Source organism: Aquirufa echingensis, from assembly GCF_042714525.1.
GTDB lineage: Bacteria > Bacteroidota > Bacteroidia > Cytophagales > Spirosomataceae > Aquirufa > Aquirufa echingensis.
The window spans coordinates 93,867-116,271 of the sequence record NZ_JBBKYA010000006.1 but is presented as its reverse complement, the minus strand read 5'-3'; the positions used below and the strand labels follow the sequence as shown (position 1 = coordinate 116,271).

Here is a 22,405-nt window from a genome sequence, read left to right as displayed (position 1 = left end):
CAAGAATGAAGAATATCTATTTAGTTGGAATGCCCTCATCAGGAAAGAGTACATTAGGGAAAGAATTAGCAAGAAATTTAGGGTATAGCTTTACAGATATGGATAAATTGATTGAAACGCGTGAGCAAAAAACCGTTTCAGAGATTTTTTCAAACTATGGAGAAGCACATTTTCGTGAAATAGAAAAGAAAACATTGCGAAGCTTCCAACCGAATCAGTCGATGGTGATTGCAACAGGTGGTGGCATTCCATGCTTCAATGATAACATGGATTTCATCAAAGAAAACGGTGTCAGCATTTTCTTGAATGTGGATGTGAATGATTTGGCAAAACGCTTATACAAAGCACAAGGAAATAACCGTCCTTTACTAGATAAAAGCCAAAGCGAAGAAGTAGTGATTGCCTCGATCAAAAAGACTTTTGAGGAGCGTTTATCTTATTACCAAAAGGCCGACATCCAAGTGGATGGCGAAATTACGGTCAGCCAATTACTTTGGTTATTAGACCAATACCTTCCCGTTTAGAAGAATATTCCACCCCCTAGGGTGAATTGCGTATTTGTCAATTTCAATGCGGCTGATGCATAATCGGCCGCATTTTTTAATGCATAAGGTGTATAAGCATCCTTACCTGTTCGTTGGACAACAGCAAAATCCACATAGTATGCTGCACTTCGGTAACCTAAACCTCCCGAAACCTGAAATTGATTTCGATCAATCGAATCATAGGTACTAGAAAAACCACTACCGTAAAGCGCAGCGCCGCCACGTAATGTCCAAGCACTCGAAACCCGGAATTCTGCTCCCACTTTCATGTTCACGACCGATTGATAGTTTTTGGAAATCTGACTGTTGTACTTGTCTTTGAACTGTTGGTTGGCATAAGGTCCTAACTCCGCGGAAGAAACCGACATGCCGGAATAGTTCAACAATTCTAAATCGGCACTAATCAAGCCTCTTTTCCCAAAGAAATAGGCCATTCCTCCCGAAATACGAAATGGCGTTACCATTTGGTAAGTAAATTCATTCGGAGTTAATTTCACGGGCTTTACTTTCTTAATAATCCCACCTGAAACAGGAATCGCTGAAACCTGCGGTGTCATTAAACCTGTCAGTTGCTCATTCATTTGATCATAATAGGTAGGCGATTGTACATTCAAGGCAACGCGCAGATTAGGCTTCAACTTATAGATAACACCGAGGGATGCAGAAATTCCTGAACCCGTTGTAATCAATTGCTCTTCCATACTGAAACCTGCCACATAATTATTACCTGGAAAACTCTCATCCCAGCGTTGTGAATGGGTCGTGTTCAATTTAGAAAAATGTACACCTAAGCCAATGTATAATCGATCCTGATAAGCAGCTCCATAACTAATATCCCATTGTGAAACTGAGCCAGAATTCGTCCCATAGCCAAATTGCTTTGTGGGTAAATGGGGTAAATAGCGTTCAAAAGGTGCTCCACCTGTCGTGGAATTGGGGTTGATCAAATAGGCTTGATAAGCAGCCGCTTCAGGACTATCTGCGGTATTATAATAAGGATCATATTCATCATCCAAGGTCGCACCCGTGGCACCCTTATCCCCTGCTTTTTGAATTAAATTATCTAAATAAGAACTGCGGTTATTCGTTCCTTCGATCGTCAAAGGCTGCGTCAAAACTACTTGGCGCGAATAACCAATGCCAAATGCACCTCTCCAAGATGAGCTGGACAAATAATCCCCTGAAATCACAATACCAAAATTGGGCATATGAAATAGATTATTCGTATTGTTTGTCGACTGGCTCAAATAATCAGCACTCGTGGAAGCTGCATTCACGGCAAAATTTAAGCCGATTTCAGATCGCGAATAGAATCCTAATCCGGCAGCATTACCTGCAATTGAACTTAGGTCCGCCCCCAAAACACTTTGACTTCCACCCATTCCTTGCATCCGCGCTGAGCCCGTCACATAGGAAGTTGAAAACTGTTTGGCCAACATCGGATAGGTGTATACTTGCGCGTTAGCAAAGTAGCTTATCAAAATAAGCGTGAAGATTTTATGTATATGCTTCATAGAAATTATCTTGGACCACGTGAAGAACCACCATTGGAAGAACCTCCCCCGCCGCTATATCCACCACCGGAGTAATTCGATGAAGGAGAACTGTAAGATTCCGTTCTATTTTGACCATAATTTTGCTGCGGTGCACTCGGTCTGTATTCAACATTTGAATTTCTCCGCGGTGCCGCTTGAACGGGTGAATTGTTATAACCCGCATTTGAATTCACACGAGGTTGGTTTGTTCCTTGAGAATTATATGTATTATTTCCTCCTCGCGGTGAATTGGAATAATTCTCTCCCCCATATCGGTTGCTTGAACCTCCATCCCGCGGTCCACGAATATAACGAGGAGCAGGTTCTTGTGCATTTCCCACATTCGGTTGATAATTGTTCCCACCGTAATAATTTTGGCCAAAACCATGATAGTAATTATACGCAGGGCCATATCCAAACATCATACCAGGGCCCACATACCCGTAAAATGGGTCATAATACCCATATGGACTCGAAAACCCAAAGGAATTAAAGCCGTAGCCCATTCCCCCATAATATCCGAAATTAGTCCCCATCGAGAATCCCGAATAAAAAGGGTCATTTAAACGCCAAGCTTGTAAAGGTGAATACCAGCGATTTGAGAATCCTATACCAAAATTGATGTATGGATTGGAATACCAATTATTCCATGGATTTGCCGTAAATAAGCCTTGATTGAATCCTGAATTAAAGCCTTGCTGGTATACTGCTCTCGAATTCAAATAATTAACATCCGCATCCTCTTGAATGACCGTAGCTTCTTCCTCTTGAATTACCTGCGCATCATCTTCGAAATTCAAATAGGAAGCTTTCTTTTGCTTAGCTACTACCGCAGCAGGCCTTTGGTAACTATCATAAAGATCATCCGAAACAAATGCTGTTTGTGAAACCGAACATGCATTTAATAGTGCAATCATCGCAATCAATACCGAGGCAATCCCTATATTTTTCATAAATTCAATGGATTAGGATCTGTGATTCGTTTCAATTTTTAAGTTCATGGTTTAATTCGTAAATTTAACCTTTGAAGCCTACAAAAAGTTTCAAATCAATTACCTACAAATTAACGAAATAAAAACCCACCTAGTACGATTCCCAAAAAATATATGAGTAAATCCTTACCGTCACGTGCCGACAACTATTCTGAATGGTATAATGAATTAGTCAAAAGAGCTGATTTAGCTGAGAATTCAGCTGTTCGAGGCTGCATGATTATCAAACCCTATGGCTATTCCATTTGGGAAAAAATGCAACGTGCTTTGGATGATATGTTCAAGGAAACAGGCCACACAAATGCCTATTTCCCCTTATTCATTCCAAAATCATTCCTTTCCAAAGAGGCTTCTCACGTAGAAGGATTTGCCAAAGAATGTGCGGTTGTTACGCATTATCGCTTAAAGAACGACCCGAATGGTGGGGGTGTTATCGTTGATCCTGAGGCAAAATTAGAAGAAGAATTAATCGTAAGACCAACTTCTGAAACGGTGATTTGGTCGACCTACAAAAACTGGATTCAGTCCTATCGCGACTTACCTTTATTGATCAATCAATGGGCAAACGTGGTTCGTTGGGAAATGCGTACTCGTTTATTCCTACGTACAGCAGAATTCCTGTGGCAAGAGGGCCATACGGCGCACGCAACGAAAAAGGAGGCAATCGAGGAGACCGAACAAATGCTAGAAGTATATGCGGATTTCGCTGAGAACTTCATGGCCATGCCAGTTGTGAAAGGTATTAAAACAGCCAATGAGCGTTTTGCAGGTGCAGATGAAACCTATTGTATCGAAGCTTTGATGCAAGATGGAAAGGCGTTACAAGCGGGAACATCTCATTTTTTAGGTCAAAACTTTGCCAAAGCATTTGATGTCAAATTCTTGAGCAAGGAAAATCAATTGGATTATGTTTGGGGAACTTCTTGGGGCGTTTCAACGCGTTTGATGGGAGCCTTAATTATGGCTCATTCGGATGACCAAGGGTTGGTATTACCTCCTAAATTAGCCCCAATTCAAGTGGTTATTGTGCCTATTTACAAAGGCGAAGAGCAATTGAATGCTATCATCGAAAAAGTAAATCCTTTGGTGAAAGCATTGCGCAAACGTGGGGTTTCAGTGAAGTTTGATACTTCAGAAAACCAAAGCCCTGGCTTTAAATTTGCGGAATACGAATTGAAGGGAGTTCCCGTACGTTTGGCGATTGGAAATCGGGACATGGAAAATGGCACGATCGAATTAGCGCGCCGTGATACTCGTGAAAAAACGAGCATGGCATTCGAAGGAATTGAGCAAGTAGTTGTAGATACCTTGGAAGATATTCAATCCAAAATTTATGCCAAAGCGTTAGCATTCCGCACAGAGAAAACCCATGTGGTGAATACTTGGGACGAATTCAATGCAAAATTGGAAGAAGGCGGTTTCATCTCAGCACACTGGGATGGCAGTTCTGAAACAGAAGAGAAAATCAAAGAATTAACCAAAGCCACGATTCGTTGCATTCCTTTGGATGCAAAAGAAGAGGCCGGCAAATGTATTCTAACTGGCAATCCTTCGAACAAGCGGGTGTTGTTTGCGAGAGCTTACTAGACTACTCCCCAGACTAAAGTCTGGGGTTAATGAACGATTTTAGAAACCCCAGACTTCAGTCTGGGGAATATTCAAACACTATTTCACTAAACGTTCCAGCACCTCTAGCACCCGATCAATCTCCTCCTTCGTATTATTCTTCGAAAAAGAAAAACGAATTGCTGCACCCGTCGCCGTCGGATTCAGGGCCGAAAGCACATGGGACCCAACCGAAGTACCACTTGAACATGCACTTCCACCTGAAGCGGAAATTTTCTCAATATCCAATTGAAACAAGAGCATATCACCATCCGCAACACTCGGGAAGCGAACGTTTAAAACTGTGTAGAGGCTGTTGTCCACTTCACCCGACCGACCGTTAAACTGAATGCCCGGAAAGCGTTTTTCTAAACCTTCGATAAAATAGGACTTCACGGATTTGATATGCGCCATATGTTCATCCATGTGCTCATAAGCCATGCTTAACGCTTTGGCCAAACCAACCATCCCATACACATTTTCCGTTCCTCCCCGCTGGTTCCGCTCTTGCGCTCCGCCATGCATCAAAGGATGAAATTTCGCCCCAGCACGCGCATATAAAAACCCAATCCCTTTAGGACCATGGAATTTATGAGCAGCTCCTACCAAGAAATCCACCGGTAAAGCCTGAACATCATGCGTAAAATGACCCATGGTTTGCACCGTATCCGAATGGAAAGTGGCGTTGTACTGTTGGCACAAAGCCCCCACCGCCTGCAAATCCAATAGATTTCCAATTTCATTATTCCCATGCATCAAGGACACAAGGGCATTCGGATTTTCAGCTAATAAAGTTTCCAAATGCGCCAAATCAATATCACCTTCGGAATTGATTTGAACCAAATGAACCTTCGCCATCCCCAATTTCTCCCATGCCTCCGCTGTATGCAAAACCGCATGATGTTCCAAAGGTGATGTGATGATGTTTTTCACGCCGCCGTATAAAACCGCCGACTGAATCACCGTATTATCTGTCTCAGTTCCTCCTGATGTAAAGAAGATTTCTGCAGGTGAAGCGTTCAATAAAGTAGCAACAGCCTTCCGCGCTTTCTCTACAATCACTTTGGCTTGTCGGCCATGTGAATGTATCGACGAAGGATTCGCCGTAAAATGCTCAAATAAGGGTTGCATTTCCTGCCAAACCGCCGGATCCACCGGAGTGGTCGCCGCGTTATCGAGGTAAATAGGTGTTTTCGTTGTTGATGTCATGTTATACTTATTTGCCTGCAATCGTTTCGATTACTTGCATGATTTGTTGGGCTAATCCATTCGCCTCCGCTTCCGTAGGTGCTTCAGAGTAAATTCGAATAATAGGTTCCGTATTGGATTTACGCAAATGTACCCAACGATCTGCGAAATCAATTTTCACACCGTCAATGGTATTGACACGTTCATCTTTAAATTGTTCCGCCACCGTCGCTAAAATTAAATCCACATTTAAATCTGCAGATAATTCTATCTTATTTTTCGACATAATGTATGCCGGATATTCAGCACGAAGGGCACTTACTGATTTATTTTTACAGGCCAAATGCGTCAAAAACAATCCGATACCCACTAAGGCATCCCGACCATAATGCGATTCAGGGAAAATAACGCCTCCGTTTCCTTCGCCACCAATGATCGCTCTTTCAGCTTTCATTTTGGTTACCACATTCACTTCACCTACAGCGGCAGCAAAATACGTTCCGCCATGTAGATTCGTCACATCGGCTAGCGCACGCGTAGAAGATAAATTAGAAACGGTATTACCCTTTTCTTTGGCTAAAATATAATCCGCAATGGCTACCAAGGTATATTCTTCACCAAACGGCGTACCATCTTCCGAAATAAAGCATAAGCGGTCCACATCCGGATCCACTACAATGCCCAGATCATATTTTCCCGTCTTCATTTCTGCGATCATCGCCGTTAAATTTTCCGGCAATGGTTCTGGATTGTGACCAAAATGTCCATTAGGCTCACCAAAAATCACATCTACATGCTGAACACCTAAAGCGTTTAGCAATTGTGGAACAACGGTTCCTCCCGTGGAATTAACCGCATCAACGAGTACTTTGAAATTTTTCGCTTGAATTGCCTTTTGGTCTACCCAACGTAAACCCAACACGTGATCGATGTGTTGTTGAAGGAAACTCACATCTTCCGTAACCTTTCCTAATTCCGTTACCTCGACAAAATTAAAATCGAGATTTTCTGCCAAACGAAGTAATGCCTTTCCATCTTCGTCGGAGATAAACTCCCCCTCCGAATTCAACAGTTTCAACGCATTCCATTGTGCTGGATTATGGCTTGCCGTGATAATAATTCCACCGGCAGATTTCGTCCAGGGCACCGCTAATTCTACGGTTGGGGTAGTTGAAAGACCTATATCCAACACATTCCATCCCAGGCCGATTAAAGTATTTGAAACCAAAGATGAAACCATCAATCCTGAAATTCGCGCATCTCGACCGATAACGATTTGATTGGAAGTTGGATTCGTGCTTTTCAACCAAGCACCATAGGCTGCAGCGAAAGTCACCACATCAATGGGACTTAATCCATCGCCAGGTTTCCCACCGATGGTTCCACGAATGCCAGAAATAGATTTAATTAATGCCAAAACGGAATAAATTTAGGGTAAATAGAAGATTAAAATTAAGGAGAAATTATCAGTTTCTCAAGTCCAATTTTTATTCGAACGGCGTAGCTTTGGCAAACCTCAAAGGATTGCCAAAGCTGAGACAAAAGCTAACAGAGCGGAAAGATCCTATTTGCCTAAACTCATTTTTTTTGTACATTTCAGCAATTAAACCTATCAATATGAATTCCCAGCGATTAGAAGCCCTATTGGCTAAAATCAGCTCACTCCGCATTGCGGTCATTGGCGACTTTGCGTTGGATTTCTATTTTGAATTGGCCGCTCAATCCGATGAAACATCTGTAGAAACGGGGAAAACAGTCCAACATGCCTCGCAAACCAAAACTTATCTAGGCGGCGCAGGAAATGTAGCCAAAAATCTGGCTTGTTTGGGCGTTCAAGTGGACGCCTTTGGCATACGGGGGAACGATGTTTTTGGAAGAGAAATGGAACATTTAGCACATCAACTCCAGATTAATACCGAGCAAATCCGTGTAAAAAACGGAATCGAGACACCTACCTATAGCAAACCTATGGAAGGGGGCATCGAACAAGGCCGACTAGATTTTGGCACACGCAATGATCGGTTTCAGGAATTTTCGATTGATGTCATACACGAAATGACCATCCATGCTAGTAAATACGACTGGATTGTCATCAATGAGCAATTTCAAATTCCATTGCTGAATCAGGCGACGTTGGAATACCTCCAAAAATTCGTGGGAGATGCTTCCATTGCCGACTTGCGAAGTCTCGGAAAATATGCGACACAAACACTCTTAAAAGTTAATGAAACCGAATTAACGAAGATTATTGGCAAGACGAACGATTGGGAAGAGGCAATCAAACAATGGGTTTCAACAAGGCAAAAACCCGTACTTGTAACATTAGGTGAGCAAGGCATGATCTATGCATCCCCCACAGAATTTCATTGGGAGAAAGCTATTCCCAAACATGGCCCCATCGATACGGTAGGAGCCGGAGACATGGTCGTCGCGGCATTCAGTGCTGCCCGAGCAGCAGGTGCTAGCATTCCAGAATCCTGCCAATTCGCCAGTTTAGCTGTCCATGTTTCCATTCACAAAATAGGTGAAACCGGCAGTGCAAATCCACAAGAAATAATCCACACAAACCATGCAACAAGAAATTAAAGACTATACCGAAAACGAGCTATTACCTTTTTGGATTAAACGGACGATAGACCCAAAGCATGGAGGATTCATCACGCATTTCGATGAATTCGGGAACGATGCCGGAGATGACGAGAAATCACTCATCGCGCAAACCCGTTCCATCTTTACTTATTCGCAGGCATATCGCCACGGATTTGGAGGGCCCATCATGCTTGAAATGGCTAAAAACGGTGTCAAATTCTTATTAGACCACATGTGGGATGTTGAACATGGCGGATTTTATTGGATGGTTGACCGTGCAGGTAATCCCTTGAACAAACAAAAAATCGGCTACGGACATTCCTTTGCCATTTACAGTTTAAGCGAATATACCCTCGCCTCGGGCGATCCCATCGGCCTTGCATATGCGGAAAAGGTTTTCGACCTCTTGCAAAAACATGCCGTTGATACATTTCACGGAGGATATTGGGAATTTTTCGCCGAAGATTGGTCACTGATGGGACCAGGTTCTCCCGGCGGAGATCGCAAGACACTCGACGTCCACATGCATTTGATGGAAGCCTTCACGACGCTTTATGAAGCAAGTGGAAAGGAATTACATCGTCGGAAGTTGGAAGAAGTCATCGAAATTCTCATCCATAAAATCATGCACCCCGTCACAGGAACGGGTATCCCACAGTTTTGGGCAGATTGGTCGGTCGCCCCTCAAATCAAATTCGACGTGGTCTGGGGTTGGGATCGTTTTGCAGATGGGGGCCAAAAAGCCTCTTCGACCGACAATACCTCCTACGGACACAATGCAGAATTCGGTTGGCTCCTGATGCATGCCATCAAAATCGGCGGATTTGACCTCGAAAAATACCGCCCTAATTTAGAAAAAGCGTTTTATCATGCGCTAGATCATGGCATCGACTGGGAACATGGGGGTGTCTTTGTGGAGGGATCACATACGGGTGAAGCGACGGATCTTGAGAAAGAATTTTGGCAACAAGCTGAAATATTGATTGGGATGCTAGATGCCTATAAATTAACAAAAGATGAACGCTTCCTGGAGGCCCATAAACAGGTGCATCGCTTTGTCTTCGATAAGATGATCAACCGCAATACGGGCGAATGGTGGCCGCTAATGACCCGCGAGGGCGAACCCATTTGGCGACACATGGCGCATAATTGGAAAATTAACTACCATAATGTTCGTTCGATGATTCTCTCTTATGAGAAACTAGGCGAATTCAACGTATGAAAAAATTAGGTCTTTTACTCTTGATTTCTTTTCACAGTTGGGCCCAGACACAAGACCCTTCCGTCCTATTTTTACGCTATTTTTCTAATCAGAATCAACGAATTGAAATTAAGCGAGATACCTTATGGGTATATTGGTTTGAGGCCGCGGACGAAAAAAATCCGCTTGAATTTCGGGATACAAGTGCCATTGATTTACGACAAATCGCTGAGGTAAAAATCATCAAAGGGAAAAATGCTGCAGGCCAAAGAGGTATTGGCTTACAAATTTATCCATTTGAAGCTCGCAATGAGGATCGGAACGCTTTGAGTCAAACAATTGATGCCCAAAAACTAAATCAAACGAACGTTTCTTCCGTCGCTCAAAAATTACAAGGTCAGGCTTCCGGTGTAACTGTTGGTAATGATAATTCCCCTGGCGGTGGTGCCATGGTACGCATACGAGGAATTGGCTCCATTAATGCCAATAGCCCATTATATGTGGTAGACGGAGTTGCACTGCAAGGCAATATTAATTCAATCAATCCCAATGATATTGCAAGTGTCCAAGTACTAAAAGATCCATCACAAACTGCCCTGTATGGGGTGCGAGGGGCGAATGGAGTGATTGTAATTAGTACATTACGTAACGCGGAGAATGTAAATAAAATCCCCAAAAACATCTTGCTTCCTTTAACTATCTGGCATTGGGATATTAATCGCAAATCTGCCATATCGAAGAATCAAGTTAAAGAGGCAATTGAATTCCTGCGAAACCACAAATAAAATTAGGTGATTCACTTAATTAACTTATTTTTCGGTTACGATTTTCCTACAAGCATCGGTCAATTGATAAATTTGTGTTCTAAGTTGTTCTAAACCCCATGACTAAACGGTCCATCATACAATTTGTATTTTTTAGTTTACTACTAAATTTCAGTCAAGGTCAGACACTGGATGGATATCAACAAATCAATTTAGTAGACACTAAACAAAATAAACTATTCAAATTAGACTTAAAATCGAATCAATGTTTTGAGTTCCCTTCGGTTGGCCAGCAGGAATCACGAACCATCACGTTTAATAATGTCAAAAAAGAAGACTTACCTCCGGATTTCGTCGCTAAATTCTTTCAATTTTCTGCAAATAAATTCCTTATAACCATACAAGGAACGGGACAAACCTATGAATTTGACACAAAAAACTGCCTTTTATCAAGAATTGACAAAACGTATTATCGGGGATACAACTTTGGTGCAATACAATTTATTCGACGAGATACATTAATAAGTTTGGGAGGCCATGGGTTCTGGAGAATTCACAATATCTCCACTTATTTTCACAAGCCTTTAAACGAATGGGACATTTATGGTAGTATTAATGAAAAAGGCCCCAAGGGTATTTCATCTCAATTTGGTGGATATTCGCCTACTGACGATCAAATTTATTGTTTAGAATTTCCGCTCCTTTATTTAGAAAACAACAATCTTAAATACCCATATTATGCCTTTAACTTCAAAGGAAACAATTGGACTGAATTAGGTTATGTAGATTTTACAGATCCCAAAATGCATAATTTCAATAAGTTCTCAAGCCAATGGATACCTCCCTATTTCTTTACATCTGAAATTACCTTAGGGGAATTTATTGATCCTAAGGAGAATATAATTTATCGTTATCAGGGTAAAAATAATTCATTCTTCAATTTGGCAATCCAATTATACATTAAGGACCAATACATCTATTCTTTTCAACGAACATACAATCAGAACAACTTCGAATTTAAATTAGATTCTATGTCGCTTGATCAATTAAAAAAGAACAGCAGAATCATTGGAAATTTTTATACACCTAAAATTTGGTACAACGAAATTGATTGGAACTTCGTTTTATTTTATGGCACAATGATCATTATTGCCATTTTAATCATAGGAATTTACCTGTTGATTAATCATAGGAGAAAACGTGAGCTTAAATCCTGGAAGCAATTACCTGAACAAGGGGAAATATTCTTAACGTATTTATCTAATCAATCCAATTATACCTGTACAACGGAAAAGCTGAATGAAATCCTGCAATGTGAGGGGAAAACGATAGAAAGTCAAAGACAATCAAGATCCAAATTCATTTCCTCCATCAATCTATTTTTCGAACGTAATTATGGGTGTCATGAAGCAATCAGTAGACATCAATCTGAAAATGATAAACGTTTTGTCAATTACGTTATTAGCCAGGAAGCAGTCACAATTTACACGAGAAAAAATGTAAATATGTGAACGATGCAATTAACCCAATAAACTTCGCAGGAAATTATTTTCTTCAATATAATTGGGCTCCTTATTTAGCCAATTATGAACGAAAACAAAAATCCAATTCCTAAAAGGATTGCACTGCTCATTTTAATTTTGAAAATAATCGGATTAACCACATTGGTAGCAGTCCTCTATGAAATTTATTCGCTGCTATGGATTCAATAAGCATAAAAAAAGCCTTCGAAAAATGATCGAAGGCTTCTTAATTTTATTCTGTTGACCTACCAGGATTCGAACCTAGAAAACCAGAACCAAAAACTGGTGTGTTACCATTACACCATAGGTCAATACCAATTGTGATGCAAAAGTAAGGCCTAGCTCCCAAAAAATCAAACATCGCTTTAAAAAAAACGAAATATTTATTGGCCGCAAAATCTAACTCCTCATTATCAATGAATTAAACAAGCTCCATTGAAGCTACTAAAGCTTCTCCGTGAATTTTCTTCACCAATCCTTGCAATACTTTTCCTGGTCCGCATTCAATAAATTCTGTCGCACCCATGGCAACCATAGTTTTGACCGACTGCGTCCAACGAACTGCGCCGGTTAACTGAGCAATTAAATTAGCCTTAATTTCCGCAGGATCTTGCGAAGCTTTGGCATTCACATTTTGAACAATAGGACAAATAGGCTTCAAAACCTCTGTCGCCTCAATCGCCGCTGCTAATTCTACACGAGCAGGCTCCATGAAAGGTGAATGAAATGCACCACCTACAGGCAATGTCAACACACGCTTTGCTCCTGCCTCTTTCAATTGAACCCCTACCGCCTCAATACCTTCTACCGAACCCGAGATAACAACCTGACCTGGGCAATTATAATTTGCCGCCACAACGGATGGTCCATAAGCCGCACATATTTCTTCAATCGTGGCATCCGGCAATCCTAAAACTGCAGCCATTGTACTCGGCTGAATTTCACATGCTTTCTGCATGGCCAACGCACGCTTATACACTAATTGTAAACCATCTTGCCAAGCTAAACCTCCTGCCGCTACCAAAGCCGAAAATTCTCCCAATGAATGACCTGCCACAACAGCAGGAGCAAAATCTTTTCCCAATTTCGCGACTAATACCGAATGCAAATAAATAGCTGGCTGAGTTACGCGTGTTTGCTTTAACTCCTCTTCCGTACCCGCAAACATAATTTGAGAGAGCGAAAAGCCCAATATAGCGTCCGCCTCATCTACGATGGATTTAGCAGCAGCGTAATTTTCATAAAGATCCTTCGCCATTCCTGGAAATTGAGAACCTTGACCTGGGAAAACATATGCTTTCATTTATCTATTTTTTTATATTTTTGACTAAATTTTGAATGACAAATATAATCAAAGTGTCAACTAGTTGGTCGTTGGACCAACCCATATTAAAATGAAACCAATGAATAGATTGACTTTACTAGTCGTAAGCCTCGTGTTTTTATTGAGTTCATGCGAACAAAATGGCGTTAGCCCTACACCTATTGACCTTTCGACAAAAGTCACCTTTGATATACCTAATTGTAGAAAATTTGTCCAAAGAAATAACTCAAATGAGGGAGAGGTTTTCATCACAGGAAGCACAAATAATCCATTTACCTCAGCTAAAATAAAATTTAAAAATTATTTAGGCGGGCAAGAAACCGGATGGCTTCCATTAAGTAACGATGGCGGAAACAAGTTCAGTGGCAGTTTTACGTTGAAAGGTGGAGGCTATTATCCACAAGTTATCATCGAAAACAACAATCAAGTGACAGAGGACACTTTAATGTTGTGGAACTTTAAAGTGGGTGAAGTTTTTGCAGTCGTCGGGCATTCCCTTGCCGAAGGACAAGACCCTTACAATTTGGAAGATTTTGACAAACAATGGTGCGAAGTTATAAAATGGGACGATGGTAGTAAAGTAGCTTTTTGGGGACGAATGGCCGAATTACTTAAGAAACGTTTGAACGTGCCAATCATGATGTACAACACGGGAATTGGAGGAACGACTTCCTTACATTGGGGTAACTCTGCCTGGGGATTACCTTTTGAAAGTCCAATTTTTGATTGGAAACAGCGGTATCCTTATAAATTTTTTGAAAACAGAATCCTAAATGATTTCCCCAAAACAGGTATTAGAGGAGTATTCATTATGCATGGGGAAAATGATATCGATTTAAGCGAAAATGATATTGTGGAAGGCACAAAATTGTATATTCAAAAAACCCGCGATCTATTAAATAAACCTGATTTGGTTTTCTGGATGGCAAAATGCAACCGTGGCACGAATGATCCCAAAGAAATCAAAGTTCGCGCTGCCCAAAAAAGAATCTTAGAAGAAATCCCCAATGTACTAACAGGTGCAGATTTACAATCTTTGACAGCACCCACATATAGACACGACGGAACACATTTTAATTTTGCTGGCGTAGAAAATGCAGCTATCAAATGGAATGAAGCATTATTAGATGCTCATTTTGTTCAAACCAAACCTTTACAGCGCTTTAAGTAACATAATGACCCCAAATTTAAATTTCTACTTTCTTCAATTCAACGAATACATTCAGAAACTTTGGCTGTCAAAATGGGGTATCTACAAAATTACTTTCGCTATTTTCATTTGCTTTTCATTTATCTATTTCCCTGAGATTCTAGTAAAACGAATCACTGGAGAATGGTCTATAAATGACCAATTAGTTCAAAACTTTGTAAATCTTAAAATCAAATCCCCATTCACTCCTTACCTAAATGCCGAAAAATGGGATCACTTCAGCAAACGAGACTTACGTATTACTCCGTATCTAATTGGCAAAATTTTTCATTTGGAAGCCATAAAACTTTTTTACATTCAAGCTTTAATTCTTTTCCCTTTATTCATCTATTTATCTTTAAAAACAATCAATAAATTTATTAAAGATGAAATTATAGCATTTTGGGGAACGCTTGCCCTCTTATTTTCTTATGTAGGAAACTCCTTCAACTACGATACATTTTTTTTTGATTCATACGCTTACACAGGACTTCTAGCGGCGCTTTATTGGAACAACAAATGGTTTGCAATTCCTATACTCATAGCTACTTTTTTCGTCGACGAACGAAGCATAATTCCAGCGAGTCTAATTTTCATTTCATCCTATTTTTCATCAAAACAAGATGAGACAACAACCTGGAAAACTCAATTAGTTAGATTAATATTGAACAATGCCTCATTTTGGCATTATTGTATCGCTGTCTTCATTTATGTCGCTATTAGAATAGCACTTTTCAAAAATTTCGGACTTTCAACACCCGTTGGAAATGATGCAGGCGTAACCTTGGGACTTGCCTTTATTCACAAATTCAAAGTTCCCTTTGCTATATTCTCTGCGTTTAAATTAAATTTCATATTGATCTTTGTAACAATCTATACACTGACAAAGTCAAAAGAATTATTAGTCAACCTTGCCTATCTTACCTTACTTATCTTGATTTTGTTAACTTCCACGGCCGTGGAAGATGTGACAAGAAGTCTTGGGTTTGGGTTCTTACTCATTCTCGCTTTTTACCAATTAGCTGCATCATTAGAAAGCGACAAGAAAAATTTACGTCTATTCTGCGCACTAATTAGCCTAAGCAATCTACTTTTACCTACATATACCCTTTTGCTTCAATTATACCAAATTCCAATTTTGGGATGGGTCAATCTATTCGGGTAAATTACATTCATTGCCATTGTTACGATTCCGAGCCACCCAATCATAACCTCGGTCCAACAAAGCATCTGGCAATAAAAAGATTAGACGTAATGGCTGCGCATACCATCGTGCAGTGCGCAAGACCTCCGCGACAGCCTGTGATTTGATATATAACCTTTCTGCTGAAACAACTTTGATGCTATCAATAGACCAAAGAGGATTCGTTGACCAACGCATTAAAACTTCTTCCGAAATGCCTTCCAAAGGCACGATTTCCAAACCGGGCTTACATAATCGACGCAAGAGATTTGAAGCCCAACGGCAAAAAGAACAGTCTCCATCGATGATTACCAACATCCTTATTTAACCAGCTCAAGCCAGCCTTTTAATTGTTTCTTAGCCTTCATTGCATCGACCACATCAAATTCAACATCAACCGTGTAGAAATAGGTTCCTGCTGCAAGCGCCTGTCCACTCATCGAACGACCATTCCAGCCAAACCCACTCAATGCTCCAGCATACTCATAAACTAAAACCCCATATCGATCCACGATTTTGGCGTCGAGCTGCTTGACAAAACGGGGACAATACATGGCTTGAAATACATCATTCTTTCCATCCCCATTGGGGCTAAATAAATTAGGTAAATCAAACGATGGGCAATTGTCCGCACACACAACGTTACTCTTTGGACTTTCTATTCCCCCTGAATTTACTGCCACGACATAATAACAAGCGATGTGTGATAATAAGTTCTTATCGACATACGAAAGGGTTTCAGTTTCTGCTAATTTAACGAATGGCCCAGCTGCCGACTTAGCTCCATATACGCGATACTTTTCAATATTGGGATCGCAAGTCCCGGAAACAACGGGCTTCCAAGTCAATGCATTCGATACGGCAATGGATTCACAGTTCGACGTTTGAATGCCACAATCTGGCACAGTCACCTCTAATACAGGCGCACAAGGTGGATTCAAAACCGCCAAAGGTTTTACACATACCTTTTGAGAGGCATTTTCAATTCGCATAGCCGGAAGTCCTTCCCCATATCGACCAACCGTTTGCACATAATAACAATACGTAGAATCCGCAGATAGCGACACATCTATTTTCCCATCTGCTGGAATAAAATCGGTTCCAATATCGGTAAATTGATAGGTACTCGGCCCAGCAACCGACACATCAGAAATCTGATTAAACTTGCCAGACCCTTTATACGTTTCTCGGTAAACGCGATGCACCTGAAAATCATTTGACCAAGGCACGATGGCCGTCCATGATAATTTCACAGATTTAACCGCCGTCTGCGCTTGCAAACGCACAGAACTCGCCGGCGTTGGGCTATCCAACAATTTTAATGTCCCATTCGAGGTGTAATAAAAATCCACCTGGTAGCGATAAGCCTTATCTGTTGTATTCAATGCTTTATCTACAAATAGGGTATCCGAGGTAATCCCCACTTCCGCAAATTGTGAGCCGGTTTGACCCTCAGTCCGCTTCAATCGATATTGATAAGGCGCCTTGTAAACAGACGTATCTAATTTCAAGGGCTTCGTCCAACGAACCTGAATTTCGCCTTGACCAACATCCGTTTTCAGCACACTTGCTTGCGTCATCAAAGGTGCCGTGGAAGGGATAAATGCACAAACCGATTCTGACATCGGACTGTAATTCACAAGCCCTTTCGAATTTTGAAATTCAACAACCAGCACATAAGAATAATTGGTATTTTTCAATAATCCCTCTCCCCCATTCTTATCCGTAAATGTCGCCACATCAATCCCCACTTCCCCAATTTTCACAAAACCAGTGGCTGTCATGCCCGTGGCACAGCTAGCATTTACAACTGGACTACATGCACCTGTCCGTCGGTAAATAATTGTCTTAGCACCCGGCAAAGCACAGGTAAACGAATTCCAGGTCAACAATGCATTCGTACCTTGTAAAACGACTTTTAATCCTTTAGGAGCAGGCGCAATGATTTGAATCTTCCAAAGTTTTGAATCCACTAATTTTAACCCATTTCCGACCGTTATCGGCGGATTGTCCTCTACCTTAAAAAGGACATCATAGGTTTCCTTGCGAATATGTTGGCATGCCGTCTGCCAGCGAAATGTCGCCTTTGCGGGAGAATTCTGCTTGGAAATCGAAGCAAACGTGGCATAAGGTTGTTTGACCGTATAAACTGTATCCATTGCATACACATTACCAAAACTATAAATTGTCAAAGGATCCACACGCCCTGTCTTCGATGGCACATCAATCGCCGTAATACTCTCATTAATCAAAGCGCCAGCTTGCACACAAACATCAGGCGGAACAGTTAGTTTAGGCGCTTTATTATCCACATCCTTTACCTCGATTTGCATATCACGCACCGTCTCAGAAATCTTCACCCCATTTCGCCATTCTTCGATAATGAAGGCACAATTGTATAAACCCAATTCTTGTGGAGCATCCCAAATCAAATCACCCGTCAGCGGATTAATCGTAAAACTTGAAGGCAATGCAGAAACCTCATTGGGTTGTCTGAAATTGGGTGCGGTTATCCCCCGACTCGTCGGATTACATGTCTCTGAATCACCCGTACGTGAAACAGACAATCGATATGCCAAACTATCCCCTTCTGCATCCACGGCATTCGGATTATGAATAAACGGTTGGCCCACAACCGCCGTCAAATCGACCGCTGGGTTTAACAACAAAGGCGTTGAGTTTTGGCCTAAACCGGAATTGATGGAGAATATTGTTTCAACATAAAAAGGCACTTCGACAGAACGCGTCATGTTGCGAACCCCATCATTCCGATTCGGTATCGCAACGGAAACCTTATAAAATAGCGCTGGAGCGGGATAAGTATATTCTACTTTGTATAAGTTTTTGAGTGTACCATTTCCAATATCTACAGGCGTTCCGCAGCAACGTTTGGCTTTGATAATGGCAGATCCATCTCCGAAACAAAAGTTCACTTCGACTTGATCCTGATTCGCCCGATTATTCTCGGTATAGGTCGTTAAGGTAAATTCATAAGTCAACGTTTTATCCGAAATACGTCTTACCGTAATTTCACCTCCCTTTAAGTGCGTAGCCCAAGCAGCACTTACCGAAAAAACTAGCATGAAGATGATTAAAATATATTTCCGCATAAAACATTTGTGTCAGTTAGCAAGTTAATAAGGCAAAATTAAAATCGTAAAAAAAACCATTTTTTTACGCGATTAATTTGATTGACAAGCGATTGGATTGTAGTTTTGAAGGCTAAAATTCAGTAGCACAGTTAACATTGTTCAATCGCTCTGAATGTTTTTACCTAAATCTAATAACCTAATTTATGGCTTGGCTAGCAAAATCTCTTAATTCATCCCTTGGAAAAAAGCTTCTCATGGCAATTACAGGCCTATTTTTGATTAGCTTCCTATTAATTCACTGCGGTTTGAATGCAACCATCTTCTTGAATGATGGCGGTGTTGCATTTAATGAAGGTGCTGAATTCATGGCACACAATCCAATCATCCGTACGATGGAAATCGTTTTGTTTGGTGGTTTATTGTTGCACATCTTCGACGGTCTTCGCCTTTGGTTAGACAACAAAAAGAAACGCCCTGTCGCTTATGCCGTTGTAGACGGAGCGGCCAACAGCAAATGGTATTCACGTTCCATGGGCCTTTTAGGAACATTATTGTTATTGTTCTTAATTATTCACCTAAAGCATTTCTGGTATTTCTCTCGTTTAACGAACAACTTGACAGAAACACATACCCTGTACAACGAAATGCAAGTGGTATTTGAAAGCCCAATCGTTGTTGCAATTTATGTATTAGGATGTATTTCTTTAGGCTACCACTTATTACATGGTTTCCAAAGTGCCTTCCAAACAATTGGTTGGAACCACCCAAAATACACACCAACCATCAAAGCTATTGGTGCTATTTATTCGATTATCATTGCTGCTGCTTTTGCCGCAATGCCAATCGCCTTCTATTTTAATTTGATTCAATAATTCCTCAGCCGATACGATTATGACAAAATTAGACGCTAAAATTCCAGAAGGTTCGCTGGCTGAAAAATGGACCAAGTACCAATCAAGCGTACCATTAGTAAATCCTGCAAACAAACGTTCTTTGGAAATTGTGATTGTAGGTTCAGGTTTGGCTGGAGCTTCCGCTGCAGCCTCGTTAGCTGAGTTAGGATATAAAGTAAAAGTATTTTGCTTCCAAGATTCTCCCCGTCGTGCGCACTCAATTGCCGCACAAGGAGGTATCAACGCAGCTAAAAACTACCAAAATGACGGTGACTCCGTTTACCGTTTATTTTACGATACAATCAAAGGCGGTGATTACCGTGCACGTGAAGCAAACGTTCATCGTTTAGCAGAAGTGTCAGGAAATATCATCGACCAATGTGTGGCACAAGGTGTTCCATTTGCTCGTGAATACGGCGGATTGCTTTCAAACCGTTCATTCGGTGGAACGCAAGTTCAACGTACATTCTACGCGGCGGGACAAACAGGCCAACAATTATTGTTGGGCGCTTACTCAGCCTTGCAACGCCAAGTGGGTATGGGTAATGTGAAAATGTATACCCGTCACGAAATGTTGGATGTCGTGACCATCGACGGAAAAGCGCGTGGTATTATTGCACGTGATTCAGTGACTGGTGCGTTAGAGCGTCACTTCGGACATGCTGTTTTGTTATGTACTGGTGGTTACGGAAACGTATTCTATTTGTCGACAAACGCCATGGGATCGAACGTAACTGCTGCTTGGAAAGCACACAAAAAAGGTGCCTTCTTCGCCAATCCTTGTTATACACAAATTCACCCGACGTGTATTCCTGTTTCAGGGGATCATCAATCAAAATTAACATTGATGTCGGAGTCACTTCGTAACGATGGTCGTATTTGGGTTCCAAAGAAACAAAACGATAATCGCAAAGCGAACGAGATTCCTGAAGACGAAAGAGATTACTACTTAGAGCGTCGTTACCCTGCATTCGGTAACTTAGTTCCACGTGATATTGCATCTCGTGCTGCGAAAGAGCGTTGTGATGCAGGTTATGGTGTAGGTACATCTAAAATGGCTGTTTACTTAGACTATGCCGCAGCTATTATCCGCTACGGAAAAGGAGAAGCCAATAAAAACAACATGCACAATCCATCAGATGAAGAAATTCAAGCGATGGGTAAAGCAGTCGTGAAAGAGAAATACGGCAACTTGTTTGATATGTATAAGCAAATCACGGGTGAAGATCCGTATGAAGTTCCTATGCGTATTTATCCTGCGGTTCACTACACAATGGGCGGACTTTGGGTTGATTACAACTTGATGACTACCGTTCCAGGATTGTATGCATTGGGTGAGGCCAACTTCTCTGATCATGGTGCTAACCGACTAGGAGCATCTGCCTTAATGCAAGGTTTAGCGGATGGTTATTTCGTAATTCCTTACACAATTGGTAATTACCTAGCATCTGAAATCCGCACGCCAGCCATGTCTACGGATTCTGAGGCATTCGTTGCAGCAGAAAAAGAAGTTCGTGATCGTTTAGAGACCTTAATGAACATCAAAGGCTCGAAACCGGTGGATTATTTCCACAAGCGTTTAGGTAAGATCATGTGGGATGAGTGCGGGATGGCGCGTAGTGCCGAAGGTTTGAAAGCATCTATTAAGGAGATTCAAGCTTTACAGAAAGAATTCTGGTCAGATGTGAAGATTCCAGGTGAGATTGATAATTTAAATCCTGAATTAGAGAAAGCTGGCCGCGTGGCTGACTTCTTAGAACTAGGCGAATTAATGTGTATTGATGCCTTGGATCGCAACGAAAGTTGTGGTGGTCACTTCCGTACGGAATATCAAACAGAAGACGGGGAAGCCCTTCGTGATGACGAGAACTATGCATACGTAGCGGCTTGGGAATACGAAAAACAATCGACTTTCAAACTTCATAAAGAAGAATTGAAATACGAAAACATCAAAATTGCACAAAGATCTTATAAATAATTCGATACAATGGAAGGACATTTAAACCTGACACTCAAAATTTGGAGACAAAAAAATGCTAACGTAGCTGGTAAATTCGAAACTTACCAAGTGAGTGGCATCTCCACAGATATGTCATTTTTGGAAATGATTGACGTGTTAAACAACCGTTTGATCGAAGAAGGAGATGATCCTGTAGCTTTTGACCACGATTGCCGTGAAGGTATTTGCGGTATGTGCTCGATGTACATCAATGGTCGTCCACACGGACCGAACCGTGGAGTTACGACATGTCAATTGCACATGCGTTCATTCCAAGATGGCGAAACCATTACGGTAGAACCTTGGAGAGCGAGCGCTTTCCCTGTGATCAAAGACTTAGTCGTGAATCGCTCTGCCTTTGACCGCATCATCGCGGCAGGTGGATTCGTTTCTGTCAATACTGGAAATGCACAAGATGCGAACAACTTGCCTATTCCAAAAGAAGACGCAGATGATGCTTTCGCAGCAGCTGCTTGTATCGGATGTGGTGCATGTGTTGCCGCTTGTAAAAATGCATCTGCGATGTTATTTACATCCGCTAAAATTTCGCAATTAGCCTTATTACCTCAAGGTAAAGTAGAAGCTGCGAAACGTGCAGAAGCGATGGTCGCTCAAATGGACGAAGAAGGTTTTGGTGCTTGTTCTAACACAGGTGCTTGCGAGGCTGAATGTCCTAAAGGCATTTCGTTAGAGAATATCGCTCGTATGAACCGCGAATTCTTCTCTGCTACCTTTTCTTCGAAGTAAAACTTAATTTGATAGCCCCTGAATGCAATTTCAGGG

18 protein-coding genes and 1 tRNA gene are annotated in these 22,405 nt (G+C 41.4%); 11 read left to right on the top strand and 8 right to left on the bottom strand.

Annotation, left to right across the window (positions count from 1 at the left end; genetic code table 11):
* Window positions 1-5: 5 nt before the first annotated feature.
* Window positions 6-524 (top strand): shikimate kinase, encoded by a 519-nt coding sequence (locus tag SKC38_RS11870; RefSeq protein ID WP_377977359.1) that lies wholly within the window; start codon window positions 6-8, stop codon window positions 522-524.
* Here SKC38_RS11870 and SKC38_RS11865 read toward each other — a convergent pair.
* Window positions 521-2,059 carry an OmpP1/FadL family transporter gene (locus SKC38_RS11865; RefSeq protein ID WP_377977358.1) on the bottom strand — a complete coding sequence of 513 codons (1,539 nt, stop codon included), beginning with the start codon at window positions 2,057-2,059 and terminating at the stop codon, window positions 521-523. The genes SKC38_RS11870 and SKC38_RS11865 overlap by 4 nt on opposite strands.
* Window positions 2,060-2,064: 5 nt before the next feature.
* Window positions 2,065-3,033, bottom strand: a complete 969-nt coding sequence (locus tag SKC38_RS11860) for a hypothetical protein (protein WP_377977357.1) — start codon at window positions 3,031-3,033, stop codon at window positions 2,065-2,067.
* Window positions 3,034-3,186: 153 nt separating this feature from the next.
* Here SKC38_RS11860 and proS point away from each other — a divergent pair, with 153 nt between their 5' ends.
* Window positions 3,187-4,659, top strand: a complete 1,473-nt coding sequence (gene proS, locus SKC38_RS11855) for a proline--tRNA ligase (protein ID WP_377977356.1) — start codon at window positions 3,187-3,189, stop codon at window positions 4,657-4,659.
* Between the two features lie 78 nt (window positions 4,660-4,737).
* Here proS and SKC38_RS11850 read toward each other — a convergent pair whose 3' ends face one another.
* Together SKC38_RS11850 and glmM are read right to left on the bottom strand one after the other, a co-directional pair.
* On the bottom strand, window positions 4,738-5,886 hold the full coding sequence (locus tag SKC38_RS11850) for a cysteine desulfurase family protein (protein WP_377977355.1): 1,149 nt from the start codon (window positions 5,884-5,886) through the stop codon (window positions 4,738-4,740).
* Window positions 5,887-5,893: 7 nt separating this feature from the next.
* Window positions 5,894-7,282 (bottom strand): phosphoglucosamine mutase, encoded by a 1,389-nt coding sequence (glmM, locus tag SKC38_RS11845; protein WP_377977354.1) that lies wholly within the window; start codon window positions 7,280-7,282, stop codon window positions 5,894-5,896.
* A gap of 200 nt (window positions 7,283-7,482) precedes the next feature.
* Here glmM and SKC38_RS11840 point away from each other — a divergent pair, with 200 nt between their 5' ends.
* From SKC38_RS11840 to SKC38_RS11825, 4 genes are all read left to right on the top strand, one after another.
* Window positions 7,483-8,451: a bifunctional heptose 7-phosphate kinase/heptose 1-phosphate adenyltransferase gene (locus tag SKC38_RS11840; protein ID WP_377977353.1), complete on the top strand. Its 969-nt coding sequence runs from the start codon at window positions 7,483-7,485 to the stop codon at window positions 8,449-8,451.
* Window positions 8,435-9,676, top strand: coding sequence for an AGE family epimerase/isomerase (locus tag SKC38_RS11835; protein ID WP_377977352.1), 1,242 nt, complete (start codon window positions 8,435-8,437; stop codon window positions 9,674-9,676). Before SKC38_RS11840 ends, SKC38_RS11835 begins: the two co-directional genes overlap by 17 nt.
* On the top strand, window positions 9,673-10,440 hold the full coding sequence (locus tag SKC38_RS11830; RefSeq protein ID WP_377977351.1) for a TonB-dependent receptor plug domain-containing protein: 768 nt from the start codon (window positions 9,673-9,675) through the stop codon (window positions 10,438-10,440). Before SKC38_RS11835 ends, SKC38_RS11830 begins: the two co-directional genes overlap by 4 nt.
* A 98-nt stretch (window positions 10,441-10,538) precedes the next feature.
* Window positions 10,539-11,930, top strand: coding sequence for a hypothetical protein (locus SKC38_RS11825; RefSeq protein WP_377977350.1), 1,392 nt, complete (start codon window positions 10,539-10,541; stop codon window positions 11,928-11,930).
* Between the two features lie 252 nt (window positions 11,931-12,182).
* Here SKC38_RS11825 and SKC38_RS11820 read toward each other — a convergent pair.
* Together SKC38_RS11820 and fabD are read right to left on the bottom strand one after the other, a co-directional pair.
* Window positions 12,183-12,253, bottom strand: a tRNA-Gln gene (locus SKC38_RS11820).
* Between the two features lie 110 nt (window positions 12,254-12,363).
* Window positions 12,364-13,245, bottom strand: coding sequence for an ACP S-malonyltransferase (gene fabD, locus SKC38_RS11815; protein WP_377977349.1), 882 nt, complete (start codon window positions 13,243-13,245; stop codon window positions 12,364-12,366).
* 100 nt (window positions 13,246-13,345) lie between these two features.
* On the opposite strand from fabD, the gene SKC38_RS11810 reads away from it, so the two are divergent.
* Both SKC38_RS11810 and SKC38_RS11805 read left to right on the top strand, forming a co-directional pair.
* Complete coding sequence (locus SKC38_RS11810; protein ID WP_377977348.1) at window positions 13,346-14,437, top strand: SGNH/GDSL hydrolase family protein; 1,092 nt, start codon at window positions 13,346-13,348, stop codon at window positions 14,435-14,437.
* A 4-nt stretch (window positions 14,438-14,441) separates the two neighbouring features.
* Window positions 14,442-15,620, top strand: coding sequence for a hypothetical protein (locus SKC38_RS11805; RefSeq protein WP_377977347.1), 1,179 nt, complete (start codon window positions 14,442-14,444; stop codon window positions 15,618-15,620).
* On the opposite strand, the gene SKC38_RS11800 is transcribed toward SKC38_RS11805, so the two are convergent.
* Together SKC38_RS11800 and SKC38_RS11795 are read right to left on the bottom strand one after the other, a co-directional pair.
* Window positions 15,609-15,956, bottom strand: a complete 348-nt coding sequence (locus tag SKC38_RS11800; RefSeq protein WP_377977346.1) for a thiol-disulfide oxidoreductase DCC family protein — start codon at window positions 15,954-15,956, stop codon at window positions 15,609-15,611. The two genes, SKC38_RS11805 and SKC38_RS11800, sit on opposite strands and share 12 nt — an antisense overlap.
* 2 nt (window positions 15,957-15,958) lie before the next feature.
* A complete protein-coding gene (locus SKC38_RS11795) occupies window positions 15,959-18,748 on the bottom strand; it encodes a T9SS type B sorting domain-containing protein (RefSeq protein ID WP_377977345.1) in 2,790 nt (929 codons plus the stop codon).
* 185 nt (window positions 18,749-18,933) lie between these two features.
* Between SKC38_RS11795 and SKC38_RS11790 the strand changes: the two genes are divergently transcribed.
* From SKC38_RS11790 to SKC38_RS11780, 3 genes are read left to right on the top strand one after another with little or no spacing between them, the layout of a single operon-like run.
* Window positions 18,934-19,602 carry a succinate dehydrogenase cytochrome b subunit gene (locus tag SKC38_RS11790; protein WP_377977344.1) on the top strand — a complete coding sequence of 223 codons (669 nt, stop codon included), beginning with the start codon at window positions 18,934-18,936 and terminating at the stop codon, window positions 19,600-19,602.
* A gap of 19 nt (window positions 19,603-19,621) precedes the next feature.
* A complete protein-coding gene (locus tag SKC38_RS11785) occupies window positions 19,622-21,601 on the top strand; it encodes a fumarate reductase/succinate dehydrogenase flavoprotein subunit (protein ID WP_377977343.1) in 1,980 nt (659 codons plus the stop codon).
* Window positions 21,602-21,610: 9 nt separating this feature from the next.
* The gene (locus tag SKC38_RS11780) at window positions 21,611-22,369 is read left to right on the top strand and encodes a succinate dehydrogenase/fumarate reductase iron-sulfur subunit (protein ID WP_315577661.1); all 759 of its coding nucleotides are present in this window, start codon (window positions 21,611-21,613) and stop codon (window positions 22,367-22,369) included.
* Window positions 22,370-22,405 lie beyond the last annotated feature (36 nt).